Origin of the sequence: Salimicrobium humidisoli (genome assembly GCF_002295105.1) — a bacterium.
GTDB classification, from domain to species: domain Bacteria; phylum Bacillota; class Bacilli; order Bacillales; family Halobacillaceae; genus Salimicrobium; species Salimicrobium humidisoli.
On record NZ_NSGH01000025.1, the window covers coordinates 1 to 23,491 of the forward strand.

General features: G+C 43.0%; 21 protein-coding genes and 1 pseudogene. 21 read left to right on the top strand and 1 reads right to left on the bottom strand.

Annotation, left to right across the window (positions count from 1 at the left end; genetic code table 11):
* Positions 1-572: 572 nt before the first annotated feature.
* The 21 genes from CKW00_RS12020 (at position 573) to CKW00_RS12120 (ending at position 21,978) form a co-directional block, all read left to right on the top strand.
* A complete protein-coding gene (locus CKW00_RS12020) occupies positions 573-1,556 on the top strand; it encodes a DUF4238 domain-containing protein (RefSeq protein ID WP_095822773.1) in 984 nt (327 codons plus the stop codon).
* 286 nt (positions 1,557-1,842) lie between these two features.
* Positions 1,843-2,055, top strand: coding sequence for a hypothetical protein (locus CKW00_RS12025; RefSeq protein ID WP_095822774.1), 213 nt, complete (start codon positions 1,843-1,845; stop codon positions 2,053-2,055).
* Between the two features lie 10 nt (positions 2,056-2,065).
* Complete coding sequence (locus tag CKW00_RS12030; protein WP_233129780.1) at positions 2,066-2,629, top strand: zeta toxin family protein; 564 nt, start codon at positions 2,066-2,068, stop codon at positions 2,627-2,629.
* Positions 2,630-3,469: 840 nt separating this feature from the next.
* Positions 3,470-4,063 (top strand): YdhK family protein, encoded by a 594-nt coding sequence (locus tag CKW00_RS12035; RefSeq protein ID WP_456300068.1) that lies wholly within the window; start codon positions 3,470-3,472, stop codon positions 4,061-4,063.
* Between the two features lie 169 nt (positions 4,064-4,232).
* Positions 4,233-4,559 (top strand): four-helix bundle copper-binding protein, encoded by a 327-nt coding sequence (locus CKW00_RS12040; protein WP_076570561.1) that lies wholly within the window; start codon positions 4,233-4,235, stop codon positions 4,557-4,559.
* Between the two features lie 148 nt (positions 4,560-4,707).
* Positions 4,708-4,974, top strand: a complete 267-nt coding sequence (locus CKW00_RS12045) for an SHOCT domain-containing protein (RefSeq protein ID WP_198951638.1) — start codon at positions 4,708-4,710, stop codon at positions 4,972-4,974.
* A 14-nt stretch (positions 4,975-4,988) separates the two neighbouring features.
* The gene (locus CKW00_RS12050) at positions 4,989-6,482 is read left to right on the top strand and encodes a multicopper oxidase family protein (RefSeq protein WP_095822776.1); all 1,494 of its coding nucleotides are present in this window, start codon (positions 4,989-4,991) and stop codon (positions 6,480-6,482) included.
* A 14-nt stretch (positions 6,483-6,496) separates the two neighbouring features.
* Positions 6,497-8,521 (top strand): heavy metal translocating P-type ATPase, encoded by a 2,025-nt coding sequence (locus CKW00_RS12055; protein ID WP_095822777.1) that lies wholly within the window; start codon positions 6,497-6,499, stop codon positions 8,519-8,521.
* Positions 8,522-8,654: 133 nt separating this feature from the next.
* Positions 8,655-8,933 (top strand): glutaredoxin family protein, encoded by a 279-nt coding sequence (locus tag CKW00_RS12060; RefSeq protein WP_090928385.1) that lies wholly within the window; start codon positions 8,655-8,657, stop codon positions 8,931-8,933.
* Between the two features lie 164 nt (positions 8,934-9,097).
* The gene (locus tag CKW00_RS12065) at positions 9,098-9,400 is read left to right on the top strand and encodes a metal-sensing transcriptional repressor (RefSeq protein ID WP_090928381.1); all 303 of its coding nucleotides are present in this window, start codon (positions 9,098-9,100) and stop codon (positions 9,398-9,400) included.
* 16 nt (positions 9,401-9,416) lie between these two features.
* Positions 9,417-11,807, top strand: coding sequence for a heavy metal translocating P-type ATPase (locus CKW00_RS12070; RefSeq protein ID WP_090928379.1), 2,391 nt, complete (start codon positions 9,417-9,419; stop codon positions 11,805-11,807).
* A 34-nt stretch (positions 11,808-11,841) separates the two neighbouring features.
* The gene (gene copZ / locus CKW00_RS12075; RefSeq protein WP_090928377.1) at positions 11,842-12,051 is read left to right on the top strand and encodes a copper chaperone CopZ; all 210 of its coding nucleotides are present in this window, start codon (positions 11,842-11,844) and stop codon (positions 12,049-12,051) included.
* 83 nt (positions 12,052-12,134) lie between these two features.
* Positions 12,135-14,246: a heavy metal translocating P-type ATPase gene (locus CKW00_RS12080; protein ID WP_095822778.1), complete on the top strand. Its 2,112-nt coding sequence runs from the start codon at positions 12,135-12,137 to the stop codon at positions 14,244-14,246.
* Positions 14,247-14,491: 245 nt separating this feature from the next.
* A complete protein-coding gene (locus CKW00_RS12085) occupies positions 14,492-15,178 on the top strand; it encodes an urease accessory protein UreH domain-containing protein (RefSeq protein WP_332889076.1) in 687 nt (228 codons plus the stop codon).
* Between the two features lie 89 nt (positions 15,179-15,267).
* Positions 15,268-16,209, top strand: coding sequence for a F510_1955 family glycosylhydrolase (locus tag CKW00_RS12090; RefSeq protein ID WP_233129781.1), 942 nt, complete (start codon positions 15,268-15,270; stop codon positions 16,207-16,209).
* Between the two features lie 64 nt (positions 16,210-16,273).
* Positions 16,274-16,819, top strand: a complete 546-nt coding sequence (gene resA, locus CKW00_RS12095) for a thiol-disulfide oxidoreductase ResA (RefSeq protein WP_095822779.1) — start codon at positions 16,274-16,276, stop codon at positions 16,817-16,819.
* Positions 16,820-17,530: a cytochrome c biogenesis CcdA family protein gene (locus CKW00_RS12100; protein WP_076570547.1), complete on the top strand. Its 711-nt coding sequence runs from the start codon at positions 16,820-16,822 to the stop codon at positions 17,528-17,530.
* Positions 17,531-17,545: 15 nt separating this feature from the next.
* Positions 17,546-18,943 (top strand): sensor histidine kinase, encoded by a 1,398-nt coding sequence (locus CKW00_RS12105; protein WP_095822780.1) that lies wholly within the window; start codon positions 17,546-17,548, stop codon positions 18,941-18,943.
* Positions 18,918-19,583: a response regulator transcription factor gene (locus CKW00_RS12110; RefSeq protein WP_090929046.1), complete on the top strand. Its 666-nt coding sequence runs from the start codon at positions 18,918-18,920 to the stop codon at positions 19,581-19,583. The genes CKW00_RS12105 and CKW00_RS12110 overlap by 26 nt, the downstream gene beginning before the upstream one ends.
* A gap of 110 nt (positions 19,584-19,693) precedes the next feature.
* Positions 19,694-21,007, top strand: coding sequence for an APC family permease (locus tag CKW00_RS12115; RefSeq protein WP_076570541.1), 1,314 nt, complete (start codon positions 19,694-19,696; stop codon positions 21,005-21,007).
* An 89-nt stretch (positions 21,008-21,096) separates the two neighbouring features.
* Complete coding sequence (locus tag CKW00_RS12120; protein WP_095822781.1) at positions 21,097-21,978, top strand: multicopper oxidase family protein; 882 nt, start codon at positions 21,097-21,099, stop codon at positions 21,976-21,978.
* Positions 21,979-22,157: 179 nt separating this feature from the next.
* Here CKW00_RS12120 and CKW00_RS12125 read toward each other — a convergent pair.
* Positions 22,158-23,129, bottom strand: a pseudogene (locus tag CKW00_RS12125) (ISL3 family transposase); the annotation flags it as partial.
* Positions 23,130-23,491 lie beyond the last annotated feature (362 nt).

Below are 23,491 nucleotides of genomic sequence, written 5' to 3' on the forward strand. Positions count from 1 at the left end.
GAAGCAAGCCCTGAACTGCACACCATGTTCGAAGAACGGTATGGGTCTCAAACTGAGACAGAGGAGAAAAGCTAATCCCTCCTCCGAGGATCACCCTACTGTTTTACACAAACTTATTGACGGTACCGATCATCGGAATTAGAATTGATAATATGTAATATATAACCATTTAGTAATTGTGAATTATTTACTACCCAGGTTCATTTCATTCAGCATTTATCTTGAAATTGAGTTTTCAAGTATAGGGCAGGTTAGTGGAAGACTCAGTTTCGAGATAAACTGTGATTACATAGGGAAATAGAAATTTGAAGAAGGTGGTGTTTTCTTAGGGGGGTTGCAATAGAACATGAAAATAACAAAGTTGTGTAAGTTTTAACGGTGAGATTTAATCCTTTTTTTAAATCGTCAGAAATTTAGAACTTGTTTATTTTGTAAAATAATATTTAATTGGTAAAATATTATTAAATTAAAAAGGGGTAAGAGGTTGTTATTAAAAACTTACAGCTATTTTAGCCACACAAATTGTGTGAACCCAGATAATCTATATGAGAACAATGTAAAGGTGATGTTCAATGAATCTAACTAAAAGACAGCATTATGTTCCACAATGTTACCTCAAGCTTTTTTCGTCCAGGTACGAAGATAAAGTTGATTATTTCGATAAGATAACTTATAAGAACTTATCCTCTCAACATGTTAAAAATGTTGCTCAACAGAGATATTATTACGATTTTTCTGAGGAGTTTGTTAAGAGTTATAATGAGAATATTGAAAATGACCTTAACGTAGAAGAAATTAATCAACAGCATTTAGAGAAGTACTTTTCTAAATTAGAAGGCGGGTTTGCAAGAGCATTAGAGAGTCTTACCTCTAAAATTCAGGCACAAGAGAATTTATTACAAATAAGTTCATTTGAAAATATCATTACAGAAGAGGAAAAAAAAGAGTTATCTTTTTTTATTGCGTTACAGTCAATTAGAACCCCTTCTTATAGAGAGCTACTTAAAAATTTTAATAATATCCTGGAACAAAATTACGAATCTCTTTTTAGCTCGGAAGAAGGAAAGGAAATAAATGATAATGAACTTTTTTTCTATTACTTAAATACAGGTGCTCTCGATCGTTTATCCACGCATTTTTTAGAAGATTTCCAATGGTCTTTAGGTATTATCAATCACCCTGAACAAGCTCGCTTTAAGCATGTTAGAAAGCAGTTCGTAACAGATGAATTTTTAATTTCGGATAACCCAGTTATTAATTTAAAGCATGTTGAACGTAGAAATCCTCTAAACATCTCTTTGGAATTTGCACTTCCATTAAGTCCTAAACATATAATTATATTAAGAGATAATAATCATCCAGAACCAGTAGATTCTTCTGTTTTTGAAATTAATCGCAATCAAGTTAGAATTTATAATGAGTATCAATATAGATTTTCTAATAGATTTGTCTTTCACACGAAGAGCGTAAACAAAAATAAAATTAAAAATTTCTTTTCATATCAGTCAAAGAACCTTTCACACAACAGCGGTAGTTTCTGTGTTCTAGAGTTTTAATGTTTATGTGAGTATCTTAAACAAACCTATGATTATTATTGATACAGCTACCTTCCTGAAGTAAATGTATCTAATGTAAGTTTTGATGGCTTACTAAATCTAGAATTTACATAAAAAGTATCTTGGTACTGAGTCTTCATCAATAGGGGGCTATTATCCAAGTAAATACCGTCCTTTTTTTACTAATTGAACTACCCTCGTCTCTTTAGCGTAAGAGTTAATGGGGGAGTTCAACGTATGATATAATAGAAAGAAGAAAAACAATGAGCTAGGTGGTGTGTTTATTATGCTAGAACATAACGAACGCTCAAGTAAAGGGAAGTATGGTTGGGTTCATCAATGGGCTAAAATGACGGGAGAAAGAGCCAAAATAGATGCAAAAGTAAACAACACGTACATTGTGTATGCGACAAAAAACGGCTTAGTAAAAGAATTTCCAAATGGTGAAGTGAAGCCATATACAGAAGAGGGACAGGAAGAAACAAATGAGTCCCAGTGACAAGCCGATCATGTACATTTTTGCAGGTAACAATGGCAGCGGAAAAAGTACAATACGTAATTTAATTATAGACAAAATTGGCATTGAAACGAATATAGATCCAGATGGTATTGCAAGACACTTAGATTCATTTAATCCAGAGTCGAAGAGGGCAGAAGCTGGACGATCAGCGATTAAATTAGCCAGAGATTGCATCAAAAATCAAAGGAGCTTCTCTGTAGAAACGACACTTGCAGGGAAAACATTTTTGAAAAGAATCAAAAAGGCTCGAGAAAATGGTTTCGAAATAACGATGTTTTATCTTGGATTAGAGGATGTTCAACAGAATATTGAACGAGTTGCTTTGCGAGTTCGAAACGGTGGGCATCATATTCCTAAAGAAGACATCCTCAAAAGACATGTAAAGTCAAAAGAAAACTTGCTACAAAATTTGTCATTAATAGACAATTTAATAGTGATGGACAATAGCCATTATAATGGTGAAGTCGTCTTGGAGGCTTATAATAATTCCATTTCGTATGAAAGCAACGAGCTACCGAAATGGGTTGTTCCCATTAAAGAACATTTGAAATAATAATAAGAAGCTCCATGAAACTGGCCGGCATTTGGCCGGTTTTTATATACCTTGAACTCGAATATTCGAGATTAGGGGGTTTTAGTTGAATAAGTCAAATACAAAAAAGGAACTTCCATGAAATTGGAAGTTCCTTTTTTGTAGTAATATCAACACTAAACTTTATCAGAGCATAATTTTAAGAAAAATAATCTCTTTATCAATGTTTTGGTTTAGGCGCCTTCAACATTACAAAAAGATGAGAATCAATATGTTATAAAAATTAAGTGGAACTATTATAAAAACTGCACATTAATTGCACAAGTCATGGGCACATTTTTAGAGCCTATTATGTAAGAGGTGATTATAATGAGCGAATATAAAAAAGTCAGCTCATCTCTGACTGGACTGATTAAATCCATTTCGGGACAAAGGAGGATGTCATGGTTGTAAAAAGAGAGCATGCTTTTCCAAGAAGAGGGATCAATAGAAATTTAGAATGAGTAGAAGGCACTGAGAGATTGAATCACCTACTCTGTTCAAGGCAAATACCTTTCAGAAAAATATAAGGAGGAATATAAAATGAATAACAGATTTATAAAAATAGTTGTTACACTCGCCACCGTTACCGGAATCAGTTTCTCAGTGGGACAAGTCTCGGCAAATTCTATCAATGCAGCTCCCCAAGCCAATGGACAAGCACAAGGGGAAGCAAAAGTTGAAAAGAGACTAGATAAGATTGAAAAGAAAACTAACGCTATCCAAACGGAGCTGGAGGCGATCGAAGGATCTATCGAAGGTGCCCCTATAACGGTGGATGAAGTACAGCTCTATAAAGAGTATCTGGACAAGCTGGACTCTTTGTTGAATCGCTTAGACGCTACTGGAAACAATTTGGATGCTGCAGCTAAAAAATCAGAAAGCCATGATGCATCCATTCAAGAAACTGAAGCAGAAATCAGTGATATCCGCGCCAGTGTTTTAGAGGTGAAGGAAACGATTCATTCCATTTTTGCTGAACAGATGTCCAGTACTGGTGTGGTCCCTGATAGTCTGGAAGAGGCAGAAGATCCAACTTATGAAGTGGGCAGCCAAGCCATTATCGAAGCAAATCATATGCCAGGTATGTATGGTGCCGAAGCAACAATTGCAGGTGCCTTTGATACTGTCGCTTATAGTGTCACTTATAACCCTACAACTGGTGGAGACCCGGTGGAGAATCATAAATGGGTCATCCACGAAGAGTTGGAAGATTCAGGAGAAGCACCACTTGAGCCCGGAACTGAAGTGACCTTAGATGCGGAGCACATGAAAGGCATGGACGGGGCTACTGCTGAGATAGAATCTGCTGTAGAAACAACTGTATATATGATTGACTTCACAACAACAACTGGTGGAGACCCAGTGGAGAATCATAAATGGGTAATAGAAAGAGAATTGTCCCCTGTTGAATAAGCTCAGATGATATTATGGGAGAAAATATCAATATCTTTCGCTTAAGAAATCTTTTCTTCACAATTTCTGCACATTTGCTGGGCAATCTACTGCATAAGCGTCCGTTATGATTTTCCACTTATCGTAAGAACTGCACGGACGACACACTATTTTTCAGGAGGTATGAAAGATGGCTCATCAACAACATCAGGAAACATTGAACGTATTGCACGAATGCATGGAGGCTTGTAACCACTGTTTCGACGCTTGTCTCAAAGAAGACGACGTGAAGATGATGGCAGGATGCATCCGTCTCGACCGTGAGTGTGCAGATATCTGTGGGTATCTTGAAGCGGCGATTACACGAGGTAGTGCTTATGTATCTGAACTCGCTTCCGTTTGTGCGAAAATCTGCGATGACTGCGCAGAAGAATGTGCTAAACACGATCATGACCACTGCCAGGAATGTGCAGAAGCTTGCCGCAAGTGTGCAGATGCCTGCCGTAAAATTGCTTAATAAGGAAAAGGTCGGCAAAGAGTCGATCTTTTTTCTTTTTTCCACAGATATTCATAATTTCTGCACAATTCGGGGAACAGGAATAGTGCAGAAAAAATTTTAAGGCAATGAAAACCATACCCGGTATGGGTAAAAGGAGATGAAAATCATGGGTGGAATGATGAACGGAAGTGGCATGGGAGGCGGATTCTTCGGAAATTTTTTCGGATTCGGTCTGATTTTTCTGCTACTTATCGCAGCGATTGTCGTCATCGTGATCTGGATGGTGAAACCCGGGGGAGGGAACTCGAACAATAGGAACACGACCACCTCCTCTCCAGAGAATCACGAAGACACACTGAAAAACCGGCTGGCCCGGGGAGAAATTTCTGAAGAAGAGTACGACCGATTGAAAAAGAAACTGAAGGAAAAGTAGTGGAGGCGAAGAATATGAAACGGTATATAACAGGTTCCATCATGATTCTAATTCTGCTTGGAATCGGGGGATGGGTCTTTGTCCAGTCCCCTTTCATGCAGGAGTCCGGAGATGGAGAAATCAATACAGATGAAAACGGGAGGAGTATCTTGGATTTGCCGGCTGTCGAAGCGGGGGAGCGTCCGGTAAAGGAATTTGATCTGACGGCAGAAGAGACCTCCTGGACGATAGAAGGAGAAGAGTCCGTCGATGCCTGGACGTACAACGGAACGGTTCCGGGTGAGCCGATCCGAGTAGAAAAAGGGGATTTCGTCCGAGTGGAATTGACGAATGAACTGAATGTGCCGGTTACGATTCACTGGCATGGAGTGGTTCTTCAAAACAGGATGGATGGAGTCCCGGGAGTGACACAGGATGCAGTAGAGCCCGGAGAGTCTTTCACGTATGAGTTTGTGGCAGATAACCCGGGGACGTATTGGTATCACTCCCACCAGCACAGTTCTCTTCAGGTAGATAAAGGTCTGTATGGCCCTCTTGTCGTTGAAGGAGACGGTCCATCGGTTGATGAGGATAAAACGTTCATTCTTGATGAATGGGCCGTGAATCAGGACCGGGAAGACTGGACGAACATGGCCGGAATGATGATGGGATCCATGAACGGGGATGGAGAAGCGGATACGAAACAGATGTATGACACATTCACCGTCAATGGAAAAGCTGGATCGGCTATTGATCCCCTCGAGATGGAAGAAGGAGAAACAGCGAGACTGCGTTTTGTGAATGCGGGATATCAGCTGCACCGCCTCGTTTTTCCTGAAGGGTCGATGGAAATGCTAGCGGTGGATGCCGAGAAGGTGGAGAGTTCATCTGGTCGAAACGTGTTGCAAATTGCCCCCGGAGAAAGGATTGATGTCTTATTCACGAAAGGAGAGGGGGCAGAGCAGATTGCTCATACCACAGACGTGGAACATGCAGCGGATATGAAAATCCCTGTCCTTTCCCCGGGCGGGGAGCAGACAGCCTCTTCTGCTCCAGAGACGGATACAGAAGCTGTGAAAGGTACATCTTATGAAAGTGAAGAACTGCTTTTTGAAGATATACCGAAAGCGGACGTCTCCTACGACATGGATTTGAGTATGGGCATGAATATGGGAGAAGGAATGACGTGGCAGATCAATGAAGAAATTTTCCCGGATACCCCTCCGATCCAGGTGGAAGAAGGAGATATCGTCAAAGTGGAGATAACGAATGAGGGACGACTCAACCATCCGATGCACCTTCATGGGCACCGATTCCAGGTACAGTCGGAATCTGGCGGTGGCGTCGTCAAAGATCTGATTAACGTGAAACCCGGGGAGTCCTACACCATTTATTTTGAGGCGAACAACCAGGGAGAATGGCTATTCCATTGTCATGACAACAACCATGCGGATAGAGGAATGGTGACGATTGTCGACTATGAAGGGGTTTATTCCCCGTTCGAACTGAATGATGTCAATAATCCATAGAAAGGAGTAGAGCTATGGCACATGAACACCACCAACATGAGCATGAAGAACAGGAACATCACGACCATGACGGGCATGATGGCCACGATCATGGGGGACATGACCACGGAGCGATGGTAGATGATTTCAAAAAGCGATTTTATATTTCCCTGATCATCACCCTTCCGATTCTTCTATTATCACCGATGATCCAGGATCTGTTAGGATTCAGTATTACGTTTCCTTTCGATAAATACGTCCTCTTCGGTCTGGCGACATTCGTATTCTTCTACGGCGGATGGCCGTTTCTTACAGGAGCCATCGACGAAGGGAAGAACAAAAATCCAGGCATGATGATGCTGATAGGTCTTGCCATCGTTGTAGCCTATGTCTATAGTTCCCTGGTCGTGTTCGGCTGGGAAGGACGTAATTTCTTCTGGGAACTGGCGACGCTGATCGACATCATGCTGCTCGGCCACTGGATCGAGATGAGATCAGTGATGGGAGCTTCCAATGCCCTTCAAGAGCTCGTGAAACTGATGCCGGATAAGGCTCATAAAGTAAAAGAAGACGGATCGACGGAAGAAGTGAAAGTGAACGATCTTGACTCCGGAGATAAAGTACTTGTGAAGCCCGGGGAAAAGATTCCGGTGGACGGAACAATTGTAGAAGGAAAATCCGCCATCGATGAATCGATGCTTACCGGAGAATCGGTACCTGTTGAAAAAGGAACGGAAGAAGAAGTGATCGGTGGCTCCATCAACAAAGAAGGAAGCTTGACGATTGAGGTGAAGAAACTCGGGGAAGATTCCTACTTATCTCAGGTCATCACGCTCGTCGAGGAAGCGCAGAATTCCAAATCACGGGCGCAGGATTTTGCGAACCGGGCAGCGAAGTGGCTTTTCTACCTGGCTCTCAGTGCTGGTATCATTACGTTCATTACTTGGCTTGCACTTGGATATCCGGTGGATATGGCGGTAGAGCGGATGGTCACCGTCATGGTCATCACCTGCCCGCACGCACTCGGGCTCGCAGCACCACTTGTTGTTGCAGTCTCCACTTCTTTATCTGCAAAACAGGGGCTTTTGATTCGTAATCGTACCCAGTTCGAGAACGCGCGGAATGTCGATGCCGTCATCTTCGATAAAACAGGTACCCTCACCAAAGGAGAATTCGGTGTCACGGATATTGTCCCGGAAAACGTGGAGGAGACGGAAGTTCTTTATTGGGCAGCGAGCCTGGAACAAAAGTCCGAACACCCGTTGGCACGCGGGATCCTGGAACAAGCGGAAGAACGAGGGATAACCCTTGGTCAAGTAGAAGATTTCGAATCAGTCACAGGACGTGGCCTGCGCGGCAATGTGGATGAGAAGAACGTTCAGGTCATGAGCCCTGGCTATATGAAAGAAAATGACATCGCGTATGATTCCGAAGCTTTCGGACGTATGTCCGAGGAAGGGAAAACGGTGGTATTCGTACTCGTGAATGATGAATACATCGGAATGATTGCCCTCGCTGACATGGTACGTGACTCCGCCAAAGAAGCTGTGGCGGAGTTGAAAGAACAAGGAATCCGATCTGTCATGCTTACCGGTGACAATAAGAAAGTCGCCGACTGGGTGGCCAAACAGATCGGTATCGATGAAGTCTATGCAGAAGTTTTACCGGATGACAAAGCGAATCAGGTGAAACAAATACAAGCAAAAGGCTGGAAGGTTGCTATGACGGGTGATGGTGTGAATGATGCGCCGGCACTTGCTACAGCTGATTTGGGAATTGCTATTGGCGCAGGTACGGATGTAGCAATGGAAACAGCTGATGTGGTGCTTGTGAAAAGCAACCCGAATGATGTTGTGGCACTAATGGATTTATCGAAAAAAACCTATCGGAAAATGGTCCAGAATCTCTGGTGGGCGACAGGTTATAATATTTTTGCCATACCACTCGCAGCAGGTGTCCTAGCGCCGATTGGCATTGTACTAAGTCCTGCAGTAGGGGCAGTATTGATGAGTTTGAGTACCATTATTGTTGCGATAAATGCAAAACTATTAAAAGCTTAAGTAATGTCATCAAACAGCTATTTAAAGTAAAACTCTAGCGTGAGGTTATTGTAGTAAACTCACGCTAGATCTTTTCGAAGAAGACATGGAGTTTATTATAGAAGTAAAAGAATAAGCAATAGGGGGGGGAGAGATGGCTAAATATCATTTGGAAATCTACACGAGACCTACTTGTTCGGATTGCCAGGACCTGAAAAAATTCTTGGAAGGTCATCATATTCCGCACAAGCAATATGATTTGGCAAAACAACCATCAAAAGAAAAAGATCTTATAAAGATAACGGGAAATAGAATCGTACCAGCACTTGTATTTTCTGATCCATCCCTTTTGAGGTTGGTGAGAAAGCCAAAAAGTATGATTGGGTTTGAAAGGAATAAGGATGAAATAAAAAGGCTGCTAAATGTAGGATAGCTAATATCATTATGATTAGAGCGAGAGTATTTTTGGCTAAATACCCCCCTAGCTAGTATGGTAATTATGAAAAAGGTGTAATTTAACTTTTTCCTGATTTTTTTGTTGACAAATATACCATGCGGGGGTATAGTATAAGTATAAAAGAAAAGGAAGTGATTCATTTGGATAAATTCTTACGTGATCACCCAAGTACCCCAAGAACAGAAGCTGAAAAGGAAAAAACGATTAATCGTTTAAAACGTATAGAAGGTCAAGTTCGTGGAATACAGAAAATGGTGGAAGAGGATCGCTATTGTGTAGATATTTTAGTACAAATTAGCGCCATTCAATCCGCATTAAAAAATGTAGGTTTCGCAGTCACGGAACGACATATCAACCATTGTGTCAGTGATGCGATTAAACAAGGTGAAGGCGCGGAAACGATTGAAGAATTAATGAGTGTACTGAAGCAGTTTTCCAAGTAGTTAGGAGGGAGCATTCATGAGTGAAACCGAAACAAACCATGCAACACTTGGTGTGACAGGCATGACCTGTGCTGCTTGTTCCAATCGTATTGAAAAAGTTTTAAATAAAATGGATGGAGTAGATGCACAGGTTAATTTAACGACAGAAAAAGCAACAGTAGACTATGATTCAGAGAAAACCTCCATCGAAGATATTTCGAATAAAATTGAAAAAGTCGGCTACGGCGTTTTAATGGAACAAACAGATTTAGATGTTTTTGGAATGACCTGTGCCGCCTGTTCAACCCGTATTGAAAAGGTATTGAATAAGCAAGACGGGGTTAAATCTGCAAATGTAAACTTAACAACAGAAACGGCATCTGTAGAATATAACCCAGGACTCGTAGATACAAAAGGAATCATTGAGAAAATCAAAAAATTGGGTTATGATGCGCAACTTAAAGCGGAAGCAGAAGAAAAGCAAACGCATAAAGAAAAAGAAATTAAAAATATGAAGACGAAATTAATTGTTTCAGCCGTGTTAACTGCACCGCTAATAGTAACCATGTTGGTTCATTTATTTAATATGAATACACCGTATATATTCATGAATCCGTGGTTCCAATTTGCACTCGCAACACCAGTACAATTTATTATCGGCTGGCAGTTTTATGTTGGTGCATATAAGAACCTTCGTAATGGCGGGGCAAACATGGATGTACTTGTTGCATTAGGAACGAGTGCAGCATATTTCTATAGTTTATTCGAAGCGTTTAGGACCATCGGTAATCCAGTGTACGAACCGCATTTGTACTTTGAAACAAGTGCTGTAATCATTACGTTGATTTTATTTGGGAAGTATTTGGAAACAAGAGCAAAAAGCCAGACAACGAATGCACTATCTTCTTTGCTTAATTTACAGGCAAAAGAAGCTCGCGTGATAAGAAATGGCGAGGAAATCATGACTCCAGTTGAGGAAGTTGTCGTTGGTGATCGATTAGTTGTAAAACCTGGAGAAAAAATACCTGTGGACGGTAGGATTGTAAAAGGAAGAACCTCTGTAGATGAATCGATGATTACAGGGGAGTCCATCCCGATTGAAAAAGACGTAGATGCTAGCGTAATCGGCTCAACGATAAACAAAAACGGTTCGATTGAAATGCATGCAACGAAGGTTGGTAAAGATACGGCACTTGCATCGATTGTGAAAGTAGTCGAGGATGCACAGGGATCGAAAGCACCAATCCAGCGACTAGCCGACGTCATTTCCGGCTATTTCGTACCAATCGTTGTAGGTATTGCCATTTTAACATTTACTGTATGGATCGCGTTTGTCCAACCTGGGCAATTTGAACCTGCTTTAGTCGCAGCGATTGCTGTCCTTGTGATTGCATGTCCTTGTGCTTTAGGCCTTGCAACACCAACATCTATTATGGTTGGCACAGGAAAAGGTGCAGAAAATGGCATTCTTTTTAAAGGTGGAGAACATCTCGAGCGTACCCATGCATTAAATGCAATCGTGTTGGATAAAACGGGAACAATTACAAAAGGAAAACCTGAAGTAACAAACTTTACAGGTGATGATGAGACATTACAATTACTCGCTAGTGCGGAAAAAGGTTCCGAGCATCCACTTGCAGAAGCGATTGTTGCCTATGCAACAGAACAAGATATTGAGTTAGGTGAAGTAGATGATTTCAATGCGATACCTGGTCATGGTATCGAAGCTACGATTTCCAGCAATAACATTCTTGTAGGAAATCGAAAACTCATGCAAGATCACCAAGTTGATGTTGGTAGTGCGGAGCAGGAATTGATCGACTATGAAGTGGATGGAAAAACAGCGATGTTAATTGCTGTTGATGGGAAGTATCGCGGAATTGTTGCCGTTGCAGATACGATTAAAGAAACAGCACCACAAGCAATTAAAGAGTTACAAGAAGAAGGCTTGGAAGTTATCATGTTAACAGGCGATAACGAGCGAACTGCACAAGCAATTGCAAAGCAGGTAGGAATTGATCAAGTAATAGCCCAAGTATTGCCTGAAGAAAAAGCGGATAAAGTAAAAGAAATTCAGTTACAAGGTAAAAAGGTTGGAATGGTTGGGGACGGGGTAAATGATGCTCCTGCGCTTGCAATCGCCGATATTGGAATTGCCATTGGAACTGGTACAGAAGTGGCCATTGAAGCTGCTGACATTACGATTCTTGGTGGGGAGCTATTGCTCATACCGAAAGCCATTAAAATCAGCCATGCGACAATTAGAAATATCCGTCAAAACCTCTTCTGGGCATTCGGCTACAACACAGCAGGAATCCCGGTTGCAGCAGTTGGATTACTTGCACCATGGGTTGCCGGTGCAGCTATGGCATTAAGTTCAGTAAGTGTTGTTTCTAACTCCCTTCGCTTGAAGAGAGTTAAGATATAACTTTTTCTAAAACCTTTAAAGGGGGTGAAAAAGCATGGGACAAAAAACGCTAGATGTTCAAGGCATGACATGCGGACATTGCAAAATGTCCGTTGAAGGTGCATTAAATGAATTAGATGGCGTATCAGCAGCTGAAGTTAACTTAAAATCTGGCAAAGTAGATGTTACTTTTGACGAATCAAAAGTAAATGTTGATACACTAAAAGAAGCTGTTGAAGATCAAGGCTATGATGTTAGTGCCTAGTGCCTAAAAAATAAAAAAGCTGGTTTTCTGACTGGAAAATCAGCTTTTTTATTTAAAGAAATAATTTAGAAGGAGTGATATTAATGGCAAAACATGAGGACGAAAAACATAAGCATAGCGAACACAACCACCATAACCATGACCATCATGATGGTGAAGAACATAGCCATGACAGTCATCAAAGTCATGCTCATGACCATGACAGTCACGGGGGACATGACCATGGCGGCCACGGAGGTCATGGGCACCATGATCATGGAGATATGATTGGAGATTTCAAGAAACGATTCTTTATTTCTTTAATTTTTACCATTCCAATTCTCGCTTTATCACCTATAATTCAAGATTTCATGGGAGTTGATTGGCGTTTCATTGGTGATATGTATATTTTATTTGCATTATCAACCGTAGTATTTTTCTATGGTGGCTGGCCATTTATAACAGGCGGAATCAGTGAGTTGAAAGATAAGAACCCTGGAATGATGACACTCATTGCGCTTGCGATTACCATAGCGTACGGATACAGCACCATGGTTGTATTCGGCTGGGAAGGCAGTCAGCTATTCTGGGAACTGGCTACATTGGTTGACATTATGTTACTCGGTCACTGGATTGAAATGCGGTCTGTGATGGGTGCATCTAACGCGCTTGAACAGCTGGTGAAACTTATGCCAAACGAAGCACATCGATTAGATGATAATGATCAAGTACAGGATGTCCCATTATCGGAGTTGGAAAATAATGACAGGGTACTTATAAGACCGGGCGAAAAGATCCCTGTAGACGGAACGATTATTGATGGGAATTCGGCTATTGATGAATCTATGCTTACGGGGGAATCTGTTCCGGTTGAAAAAAATAAAGGTGATGAAGTCATCGGCGGATCGATTAATAAGGAAGGCTCTCTTACCGTAAAGGTTGAAAAAACAGGGGAAGATTCCTATTTATCACAGGTTATTACAATGGTAAAGGAAGCACAGGAATCAAAATCCAGAACACAGGATTTGACGAACCGCGCGGCTAAGTGGTTATTTTACCTTGCACTAGCTGCTGGTCTTGCAACCTTATTTATTTGGTTGCTCTTGGGGTACTCTTTTGATGTTGCCATTGAACGGATGGTTACCGTTATGGTTATTACTTGTCCGCATGCACTCGGGTTAGCAGCACCTCTTGTTGTAGCAGTTTCTACATCTATTTCTGCCAAAAAAGGATTGCTAATTCGGAACCGTGCTAATTTTGAAGGGGCACGTAATTTAAATGCGGTTGTTTTTGACAAAACAGGTACACTGACAAAAGGTGAATTTGGTGTAACTAATATCGTGCCTAGTGAGGGATATAACGAAGGAGATCTTTTAAAATATGCATCCACTGTAGAACAAAACTCTGAACATCCGATAGCAACCGGGATTGTGAAGGAAGCGAAAGAACAAGAGGTTGCTTTAGGAAAATTAACTGATTTCGAGTCGATAACAGGAAAAGGAATTCAAGGGAAAGTGGACGGAAGAAAAGTAAATGTTGTCAGTCCGGGTTATGTAAGTGATAATAATTTTAGTTACGATCAGCAGTTGTTTAATGAAATGTCAGAAGAAGGAAAGACCGTCGTATTTGTTCTGCTTGAAGATGAATTGATCGGGATGATCGCGTTAGCAGATATCGTTCGTGAAACAGCAAAAGAAGCTATTTCAACCCTGAAGGAAAATGGAATACATTCCATTATGCTAACAGGAGACAATAAAAAGGTTGCAAACTGGGTAGCAAAACAACTGGGTATCGATGAAGTCTATGCAGAAGTTTTACCGGATGACAAAGCGAATCAGGTGAAACAAATACAAGCAAAAGGCTGGAAGGTTGCTATGACGGGTGATGGTGTGAATGATGCGCCGGCACTTGCTACAGCTGATTTGGGAATTGCTATTGGCGCAGGTACGGATGTAGCAATGGAAACAGCTGATGTGGTGCTTGTGAAAAGCAACCCGAATGATGTTGTGGCACTAATGGATTTATCGAAAAAAACCTATCGGAAAATGGTCCAGAATCTCTGGTGGGCGACAGGTTATAATATTTTTGCCATCCCACTCGCAGCAGGTGTCCTAGCGCCGATTGGCATTGTACTAAGTCCTGCAGTAGGGGCAGTATTGATGAGTTTGAGTACCATTATTGTTGCAGTCAATGCTAAATTATTGAAGGCTTCGTAAGAGAGGGGGGAATCCCTCTCTCTTTTTTTGTCCAGCTCAGCGTATATGGGCACTCATAATGAAAAGACATTAGCTGTTACTGTAAAGGATGACCAGAACCAAGAGACGCATAATTACAAAAGTCGGACTCCCACCACCTCGTATACACAAAATCTGCATAATTCCCTTGTACACTAACAAATAGAGATAGGGGGGGTATGTATCAGTTGTTTAATGAAGTAAGCAGATTTTTTAGTCAACCTTTCATGGAACTGGCATCCCAACAGGAAGGGGTTCCATTACTAGGAGCTTTTTTTCTGGGACTTGTCGGAGCCGTGGCTCCGTGTCAAATGACGGGGAACGTAGGGGCGATGACCATTTATGGAAATCAGACGTTTAAGGATAAAGTTCCGTGGGGGCATGTCACTTATTTCATGCTTGGAAAGGTGCTTGTCTTCTCTGTTCTTGGCCTGGCCGTATGGCTATTCGGAAAGGAGGTCCAGGGGGAACTATCTTCCTGGTTTCCTTATCTCCGCAAAGCTATCGGCCCGATGCTTATCGGAATCGGACTGTTCATGATAGGAGTCTTTTCTATGAAATGGACGCTATCGCTCGGAAGCAAACTCCTTCCGTCTATAAGGAACAGCAAAACAGGAAGTTTTCTTCTCGGCGTTAGCATTACACTTGCCTTCTGTCCGACGATGTTTGTTCTCTTCTTCATGACATTGATGCCCATGGTGCTCACAACTTCTTATGGGGCAGCGTTACCGCCGATTTTTGCGATAGGTACTTCTATGCCTCTCTTGTTTTTTCTGTTTCTATTTACCTGGTTCGGTATCGATAAGAAGTCATTGATGAAGAATGGAAGAAAAATAGGTGGCCGTATCCAGAAAATAGCCGGAGCACTTCTTTTGCTGATTGGCATCATGGATACGCTCACGTATTGGTTTTAAAAATGATCTGAAATTAGGGAGGATATCTGCAGAAAATCTCGACAATTTTCTGGCAGAGTGGAAGAAGCTCAATGGAGGGGGAATGGACAGTGAAACATAAAAAAACAGCTCTTGCGTTCAGTGGCTTGGTACTAATTTTGGCGGCTTGTAGTGGAGACGAAACGGAAGAGACTACAGAAGAAAATCAAGGAAGCTCAGGGACAGGGAACGTCCAGCTTGAAGAAATGGAAGGCACCATTGAACACGTGCATGGCATCGGTTATACCGATGCGGAAGGGGTGACATTTGCGTCCCATGACGGTTTGAAAGTGTACAAGGATAATGAGTGGATGGAGAGTCCGCACCATAAAAATGATTACATGGGATTCAACGCAACAGAAGAAGGGATGTATGTGTCCGGCCACCCGGGGGCATCTTCAGATTTGCCGAATCCTCTTGGTCTTCAGAAAGGTAAAGTGAAAAAGCAAGAACTCGAATCCCTCGGATTTACAGGAGAGAGTGATTTTCACCTTATGGGTGTCGGGTATGAAAATGAAGCCATCTATCTCCTGAATAGCCAGCCGGATGACAATCTCGATACAGGGTTCCACCGGAGTTTCGATGGAGGGGAAACCTTTGAAGCGATGGCAGCTGAAAATCTTCCTGAAAAATTATTCCAATTAGCTGTACATCCGAGCGATGAGGAGATGGTAGCTGCTGCCGCGGAATCCGGTGTGTTCCTGAGCACCGATGCCGGAGAGACGTTCGAGAGGATTTCTGAAACGGGGCAGGCGTCCGGTCTTACTTTTACAGGTAATCAACTATATTTTGGACTGCTTCAAAACGAAGCATCGTTCCAAACCTATGACCTGGAGTCGGAGACGATCACCGATATCCCCCTTCCGGATTTCGGGCAGGACGCGGTCCTGTATTCAGCTGTACATCCGGAGAAGGAAGAACTTACGATTTTTACGATGAACGGAAGCAGCTACATGACGGAAGATGAGGGAGAAACGTGGAAAAGCATACTCACGGAGGGAGAGCCAGGGTAACGATTCCGCGCAGCTTTTGTCTTTATTTTACGTACATCCTAGTGCTAAGTAAGGGGGAAGCAACATGTCAAAAACTAAGAAAAGGCGTCTGTGGATGCGAACAGCGGTGCTTCTTTTATTCGCTGGACTCGCAGGTTTTGTTGTTTATCAGAGTATTTCCGGAGAATCTGTCGTTGTCGAAGCTGGAGATAAGGCTCCGGATTTTGAATTAGAGACCCTCGAAGGAGAAACGGTTCGTTTGAGTGACTATAAAGGAGAAGGGGTATTTCTGAATTTCTGGGCGACCTATTGCAAGCCTTGCGAAGAAGAGATGCCTTATATAGAAAGGCAGTCTAAAATCTTCGAAGATAGAGGTGTGCAAGTACTTGCGGTGAACGTTGGAGAGACGGAAGTGACGACCAGAGGATTTGTAGAACGGAAAAACATGACATTTCCTATACCTATGGATACAGGAGAAGCTCTCCTGAAAACGTATGGCATCGGTCCTATTCCTGTCACTTTCCTCATTGATGAGAACGGATACGTCGTGGACAGAATTACTGCAGGCATGACGGAACAGGAGATAAACGGATACATGGAACGTATCGTCCCAGAAGGGGAGGGCGATTAGATGGCTGATGTGAATATCGTGCTTGCATTCGGTGCAGGCTTCCTGTCGTTCATTTCTCCATGCTGCCTCCCCCTTTATCCTGCTTTTCTTTCTTATATTACTGGAATGTCTGTGGACGACCTGAAAGGGAAGCGAACCTTTTTTCAAAAACAACCGATGCTTCACACGCTATTCTTTTTAATAGGGTTTTCTATCATTTTCATCGCCATCGGTTTTTCGACTTCGTGGATCGGAAGTTGGTTTCTGAGATATGATGACCTATTACGTCAACTCGGAGCTATTTTCATCGCGCTTTTGGGACTCGTGGTTATCGGTTTTTTCAAGCCGAAACTCTTTTTTCGTCAACGACAGGTGACATTGAAGAACCGGCCGCCGGGATACATAGGATCAAGTGCGGTAGGGATGGCATTCGCTGCAGGATGGACCCCGTGTACAGGACCTATCCTGGCTGCTGTCATTGCTCTCGGGGTTTCCTCGCCGGATGAAGCGGTTCTTTATATGGTGAGTTATGTCCTTGGGTTCTCTATTCCGTTTTTTGTGATGGCTTCCTTTATCGGGAAGATGGAATGGCTGAAGAAATATAATCATCGCATTGTCACCTTCGGAGGGTATATGATGATTCTAATGGGAGTATTCTTGTTTTTCGGCTGGATGTCGGATCTTACTTCCTTTCTCACGTATCGTTTCTTTAACGGGTGGACCGGCTTTTAAATTCGGAGGGGTGCTATGAGACGGAAACTTTCGGTGAAACTCGGACTTCTGTTTTTCATTCTGATGCTTTTGATTGAACTATCTTTGTTTTTTATTCTTTATACGTCGATTTCCACTCAGCGAATCACAGAAGTGATGGATGGCCTTCTTGCAAGGGGAGCGGGGCACAAGGACGTTCTGGAAAATAATTTTGACGCTTCAACGCTTCGACACGTCACTCTCATGGAAGCGGAGGCTTCTACCGATGTGATTATTGCGAACACAGAGGGAGATATCATCCATCGTTCGTCGGAAGGGAAGCCTTTTCAGGAGGAAGTGGTGAGACGCACTACTGCTGCTCCGGAGAGCGGGAGTAGAATTATCGAAGACAATTGGAGAGAGAATCCTTATGTAGCCACGCTTTCTCCTATTATGATTGATGGAGAATATAGAGGGAGTGTATATATGTTTTCGCCTTCCGAGACCATCCGGGATATTTTGTCTCAATTGTCGAAACAATTCCTCATAGTCATGGGAATGATCACATTTATTACGCTTGTGCTTGTGTTTGCACTCTCTCAAATCATCACCAGACCCCTCATACGTATGCAGCGGGTCACGGAGAAATTGAGCGAGGGAACGGCGGATATGGAACTTGATGATCGATATAACGATGAACTTGGTACTCTGGCTTTTTCTATTAATCGTTTATCGGAAGATCTGGAGCGGTTGAAGAAGGAACGCAATGATTTTTTGTCTTCCGTGGCTCATGAACTCAGAACTCCTCTCACTTATGTGAAGGGGTATGCGGATGTAGCCTCCAGACGGGGGATATCCGAGGCGGAACGGGAAAAATACCTCACTATTATCCGGGAAGAAGCGGATCAGTTAACCTCGATGGTAAGGCAGCTTTTCCAATTGGCCAAAATGGAAGAGAATGCTTTTGTCATCGAGCCATCTGTAACCCATCTCTCTTCTTTGCTCGAGGAAGTGGCGACCCAGGTCGAACCGTTCATCGAGGAAAAGCAGGCACAACTGACCATTCATGTGCCGGATGATTTATACGTGACTGCTGATCGAACCCGTATGAAGCAAGTCCTGGTTAACATTATTCAAAACGCGCTGCTTTATGGAGGGGAAATTCCGGTTATTCAAGTCGAAGGAGAGAGAACGGAGCAAGGAGTGAGGCTGTGTATTTCTGATCAGGGACCGGGAGTACCAGATGAGTCTCTTCCTCATTTATTTGAACGCTTATATCGGGTAGATAAAGCGAGGTCCCGGGAACAGGGAGGTTCAGGCCTAGGTCTGGCCATCGTGAAAGAAATTGTCGAGATGCACGGAGGTACAGTGAAAGCATTTAATGAAAATGGATTGACGATTCTTATAATACTGCCGGAGGAAGATGCTGATGACACACATTCTCATCGTGGATGATGAGCAACGGATGCTCGATTTGATCGAATTGTATTTGCTGCCCTATGGATACCAAACAACGAAAGTCCGGAGTGGAGCAAAGGCCCTGGAAGTAGTGAAGACCACCCCTTTTGACCTTGTCATCCTTGATATTATGATGAAGGAGATGGATGGTTTTGAAACGTGTCAGCGACTTCGCACGTTCAGCGATGTTCCTGTCCTTATGCTGACGGCGAAAGACCAGAAAAAAGACGTGATCAAAGGCTTGAAGACAGGGGCGGATGATTATGTAACGAAACCATTCGACGAGGACATTCTTCTTGCACGGGTTGAAACGCTCCTCCGCCGCAATGCTCCTTCTGCCATGGAGGTCAATGGATTACGATGGGATGAGAGTACGTATGAGTTATCCTATCAGGACTATGCTATCGCACTTACCCCTAAGGAGTTCCGATTGATTGGGCTTCTCTTGAAGCGACCAAACCATGTGTATGATCGCCATGACCTTTTGGACCTTGTGTGGGGGTTCGAATCCGATACATGGGGGCGTACCGTTGATTCCCATGTGCGTAATATCCGGGAGAAGATCCGACGCTCCGGATTTCCAGTGGATGATCATTTGAAAACAGTGTGGGGCGTGGGGTATAAGTGGATGAAGTAATAGAACATAGAGGTTTTTTTGTGAGAAAAAAGTTTGATAGGTAGCAATCATGCATACTTTCTGCATATTTCCGGGGATACTGTTTTACAGACAAAAAGGAGGAAAGAGCGATGAGTGAATATAGAAAGAACAGCTTGACACTGACTGGTGCTGTCGGTCTTGGTACCGGCGTTATGATCAGCGCAGGGATATTTGCCTTGCTTGGTCAAGTCGCACAACTGGCGGGGGTATGGTTTCCACTTATTTTCATCATAGGAGGAGTGGTCACTGGGTTCAGTGCTTATTCCTACGTGAAGATGAGTCAGCAATACCCATCTGCCGGAGGCGTTGGAATGTTCCTCGTGAAAGCATATGGAAAAGGGACCATCACTGCTTCAGCTGCCATGCTGATGGCGATTTCGATGGTCATCAACCAAAGCCTCGTGGCTCGTACGTTCGGAACCTATACGTTACAGATTTTTGGAAGTGAGTCATCGGGATGGTTAGTAGCTTTACTTGCGGTGGGACTTTTACTATTCGCTTTTATAGTAAATATATCTGGGAATGAGTTCATTCAGACCTTTACATCTATTGTCTCTTTGTTGAAAATTCTTGGCCTTCTTGTGTTTTCCGCCGGTGGGTTATGGGTGGCTGGGTTTACACTTGATCCTGCCGGTACTACAGGAACTAACGCAGCGGATACAGGGATTGCTTCGATTATTGCTGCTGTCGCCCTTACGATTTTGTCATTCAAAGGATTTACGACTATCACGAACAGTGGATCGGAAATCAAGAATCCGAAGAAAAATGTGGGACGGGCGATTGTCGCCTCCATTTCGATAAGTTTGTTCGTCTACCTGATGATCGCCTGGGCCGTTTCATCCAATCTTCCTATCGATCGTATTATCGAAGCAAAGGACTATTCGCTTGCAGAAGCCGCGAGACCTGCGTTTGGAGAATACGGGGTATGGTTCACCGTTGCACTGGCGATCATTGCGACTATTTCAGGGATCATTGCCAGCGTCTTTGCTGTATCACGAATGCTTGCGATGCTGACAGATATGAGTCTTATCCCGCATCGTCATTTCGGAATGCCCGGACGTATTCAGAAGCACACGCTCGTGTATACCGTCGTTCTGGCCATGGCTCTTGCCGTGTTGTTTGATTTAAGCAGAATTGCATCGGTAGGTGCGATATTATACCTGGTCATGGATATGATCGTTCATTGGGGAGTGTGGAAACACCTCAAAAAAGAAACCGGAGCAAACTCAGCAATTGTGGTTACGGCTTTGTTGCTGGATGCCATCGTACTTGGAGCCTTTGTTTACGTGAAAATTCAGTCTGATCTATTAATTGTTATTGTGTCTCTTCTATTTATCTTAGCTACTTTCGGTGGGGAACATTGGTTTTTGAAGAGAAATAAAGAAGCAGAGTCTTCCCATTGAATGCAATGAACTTTGCTCATTGTAGAAAAAGAGGTTGAGGGTGCCTTGTACGAACTACAAAACATACTTCGAAAGGGAGGAGAGTCAAAATGACAACAGGAGAGGAAAATCAACTTTTTGGCGTGAAGAAAAATGGGAGGAAACATTTTGAACTAATTGCAGAGCCCGTACAGCAAGAAATATTAGAAGGAGTGTTCATAGAAGGATGGGGATACAATGGCTCCATACTGGGACCTACGCTTGTGGTAAATCCGGGGGATGAAGTGAACATCCGTGTATACAACAATCTACCAGAATCAACGAGCGTGCACTGGCATGGGTTGGATATACCTGAGAAAGTGGATGGCGGAATCAGTGTACAACCTTCCCCTCCCATAGAGCCGGGGGACTATTATGATTATCAGTTCACCATTATTAACGCTCCCGGAGCTCACCTCTACCATACTCACTATAATTCAATGAAACAGCAAATGATGGGGCTTGCAGGCGGACTGATCATCAAAGAAGAGAATGATCCAATCGATCATGACTATTTTTTGTTGTTGCAAGAATTTGCGTTGAAAGATGTAGAGCATGGTAGTGTGGAAAAAGGAAGCTTTCAAGTGGACCCTCACTCTCATGCTTTCAATTATTTTACGATAAACGGAAGATGCTTCCCTGATATTCCTTCTCTTGAAACAACAAAGGGGGATACGGTAAGGATTCGTCTTGCAAGTATTGGCCATAGTCCTCATCCGATGCATCTTCACGGTCACCAATTTGAAATCGAAAATCAGGGTGGAAACCCCCTGCCGGAAGCTATGAAAATGCAAAGAAATAGTATCACCTTGTCTCCTGGGGAAACATTTGACGTACTAGTCAAAACCAATAACCCAGGGAACTGGCCTCTGCATTGCCACACTCCTCATCACATGGCGAACAATGGGACAGAGGGGCATGGGGGAATGATGATGTCCCTTAATTACAAGTGAGAGAAAGGGGGAGCCTCCCCTGTTTGATAAACGAACGTAGAAAGTCGGTTCCTGAACGTTACAAAGGAACCGACTTTTCTATGTATTTGCCTTGGTATGTAGGATGGCCACCTTCTATATACATCGTATCAAGCGGTTCTATTTCAAATGTTGGGGTGGAGGTTCTTTCCTCCGCCCCTTTATCCTATGTTTTTACCTAAGTGCTTGAATTGGTGATGCATCAGAATGCGGGCCCGTAACCGGTCGTGCCGGCGAAAGCCGAAGGCATTCCGTTTCAACACTTTCGTCTGATTGTTCAATCCTTCTACGAAACCATTGCTGTAATCAAACATAAAACTATTCATGATTTCGGTCTGCCAGTTCCTGAACGTATCCACCGCGGCCATGAATTCTTTCATCCCTGAGGAAGCCACAAGGTCATAAAAGGCATATAGGTCCTCTTTCACTTGCTTGATGTCTCCTTGTTTTGCTACCTCAAACCACGTTTGATACGCCTCTTTTAATCGATAAGCCACTTTCAATTCTGAAGACAGATGGAGGTATCTTTCCAGATACCATCGCTGTTTATCCGACAGGGACTCATAGGGTTTGTGAAAGACATGCCTCATTCTCTTACACTTTCTCCGGTCGTAATCATGAAAGTCCTTCTGGACTCTTTTCCTTACACGGTCTACAGCCCAGTTGATATACCGGCAGAAGTGAAAACGGTCGGCGACGATAATGGGGTTATTCAATGCTTTGTTCACCGCCGACTTGAAGGCATAGCTCATGTCCATGACGACACACTCTACGTTCGACTTTTTCTTCTTCAGGTAGTCTTTTACGGTCTCGGCCGACCGATCCGGTAGGATATCAATCGGTTCCCCGGTATCCGCGTTAGCGATGATGACCTGATACTTGCCCCGGTCCGTATCTCCCTTATATTCATCAATCGCAATCACGCGAGGAAGTTCCTCCACTTCTTTCAGGTGAGACGCCGAGATACGATCAAAGCGCCGGACGGCTGTATTGGGCGATGTATGAAACAGGTAGGCTGTGTCTTTAAAGTTCTTGCCATGGATGAGCCTGAAGCCGAAGGCCTGGTTCCATTCTTTCGAATGGCGCTGGTACCGCTCGACAAGAGAGGTATGTTCGGGGAATCTTTTTACACAATTATATGGACTCAATCTACCTGTTTCCCCATTGCTGTATCTTATCTGTCTTTCAACCCTCTTTTTCTTCTACGAATAAATTAGGTGCCTATATGAGGGTCGCTAGTACAAAATATACAGGTTTTAAGAGTGAAATAATTTTATAAGCGCTCTATTTGTCCGTTTTACAGACTCCAGTGCGTTTTCCGGGCTTTTCTTTCAAAAATTACTTAAATTCAATTTTGAAAAATAAAGCTGATGCGTTTAAACTGTAACCACACAATTTTTTAATTGTGATTTCATCCCGGAGCAGCTATTCTCCCGGGGGATCCAAAAGTGAATGTATGAATTTGCCCGGCACCTTCAGTGAATACTTCAGAAGA

Coding starts and splice junctions, on each gene's coding strand:
- CKW00_RS12025 (WP_095822774.1), top strand. CDS start 1,843: ATGCTAGAACATAACGAACGCTCAAGTAAAGGGAAGTATGGTTGGGTT.
- CKW00_RS12080 (WP_095822778.1), top strand. CDS start 12,135: ATGGCAAAACATGAGGACGAAAAACATAAGCATAGCGAACACAACCAC.
- CKW00_RS12105 (WP_095822780.1), top strand. CDS start 17,546: ATGAGACGGAAACTTTCGGTGAAACTCGGACTTCTGTTTTTCATTCTG.
- CKW00_RS12115 (WP_076570541.1), top strand. CDS start 19,694: ATGAGTGAATATAGAAAGAACAGCTTGACACTGACTGGTGCTGTCGGT.
- CKW00_RS12120 (WP_095822781.1), top strand. CDS start 21,097: ATGACAACAGGAGAGGAAAATCAACTTTTTGGCGTGAAGAAAAATGGG.
- CKW00_RS12100 (WP_076570547.1), top strand. CDS start 16,820: ATGGCTGATGTGAATATCGTGCTTGCATTCGGTGCAGGCTTCCTGTCG.
- CKW00_RS12085 (WP_332889076.1), top strand. CDS start 14,492: ATGGAACTGGCATCCCAACAGGAAGGGGTTCCATTACTAGGAGCTTTT.
- CKW00_RS12110 (WP_090929046.1), top strand. CDS start 18,918: ATGACACACATTCTCATCGTGGATGATGAGCAACGGATGCTCGATTTG.
- CKW00_RS12070 (WP_090928379.1), top strand. CDS start 9,417: ATGAGTGAAACCGAAACAAACCATGCAACACTTGGTGTGACAGGCATG.
- resA (WP_095822779.1), top strand. CDS start 16,274: ATGTCAAAAACTAAGAAAAGGCGTCTGTGGATGCGAACAGCGGTGCTT.
- CKW00_RS12040 (WP_076570561.1), top strand. CDS start 4,233: ATGGCTCATCAACAACATCAGGAAACATTGAACGTATTGCACGAATGC.
- copZ (WP_090928377.1), top strand. CDS start 11,842: ATGGGACAAAAAACGCTAGATGTTCAAGGCATGACATGCGGACATTGC.
- CKW00_RS12045 (WP_198951638.1), top strand. CDS start 4,708: ATGGGTGGAATGATGAACGGAAGTGGCATGGGAGGCGGATTCTTCGGA.
- CKW00_RS12020 (WP_095822773.1), top strand. CDS start 573: ATGAATCTAACTAAAAGACAGCATTATGTTCCACAATGTTACCTCAAG.
- CKW00_RS12030 (WP_233129780.1), top strand. CDS start 2,066: ATGTACATTTTTGCAGGTAACAATGGCAGCGGAAAAAGTACAATACGT.
- CKW00_RS12055 (WP_095822777.1), top strand. CDS start 6,497: ATGGCACATGAACACCACCAACATGAGCATGAAGAACAGGAACATCAC.
- CKW00_RS12050 (WP_095822776.1), top strand. CDS start 4,989: ATGAAACGGTATATAACAGGTTCCATCATGATTCTAATTCTGCTTGGA.
- CKW00_RS12060 (WP_090928385.1), top strand. CDS start 8,655: ATGGCTAAATATCATTTGGAAATCTACACGAGACCTACTTGTTCGGAT.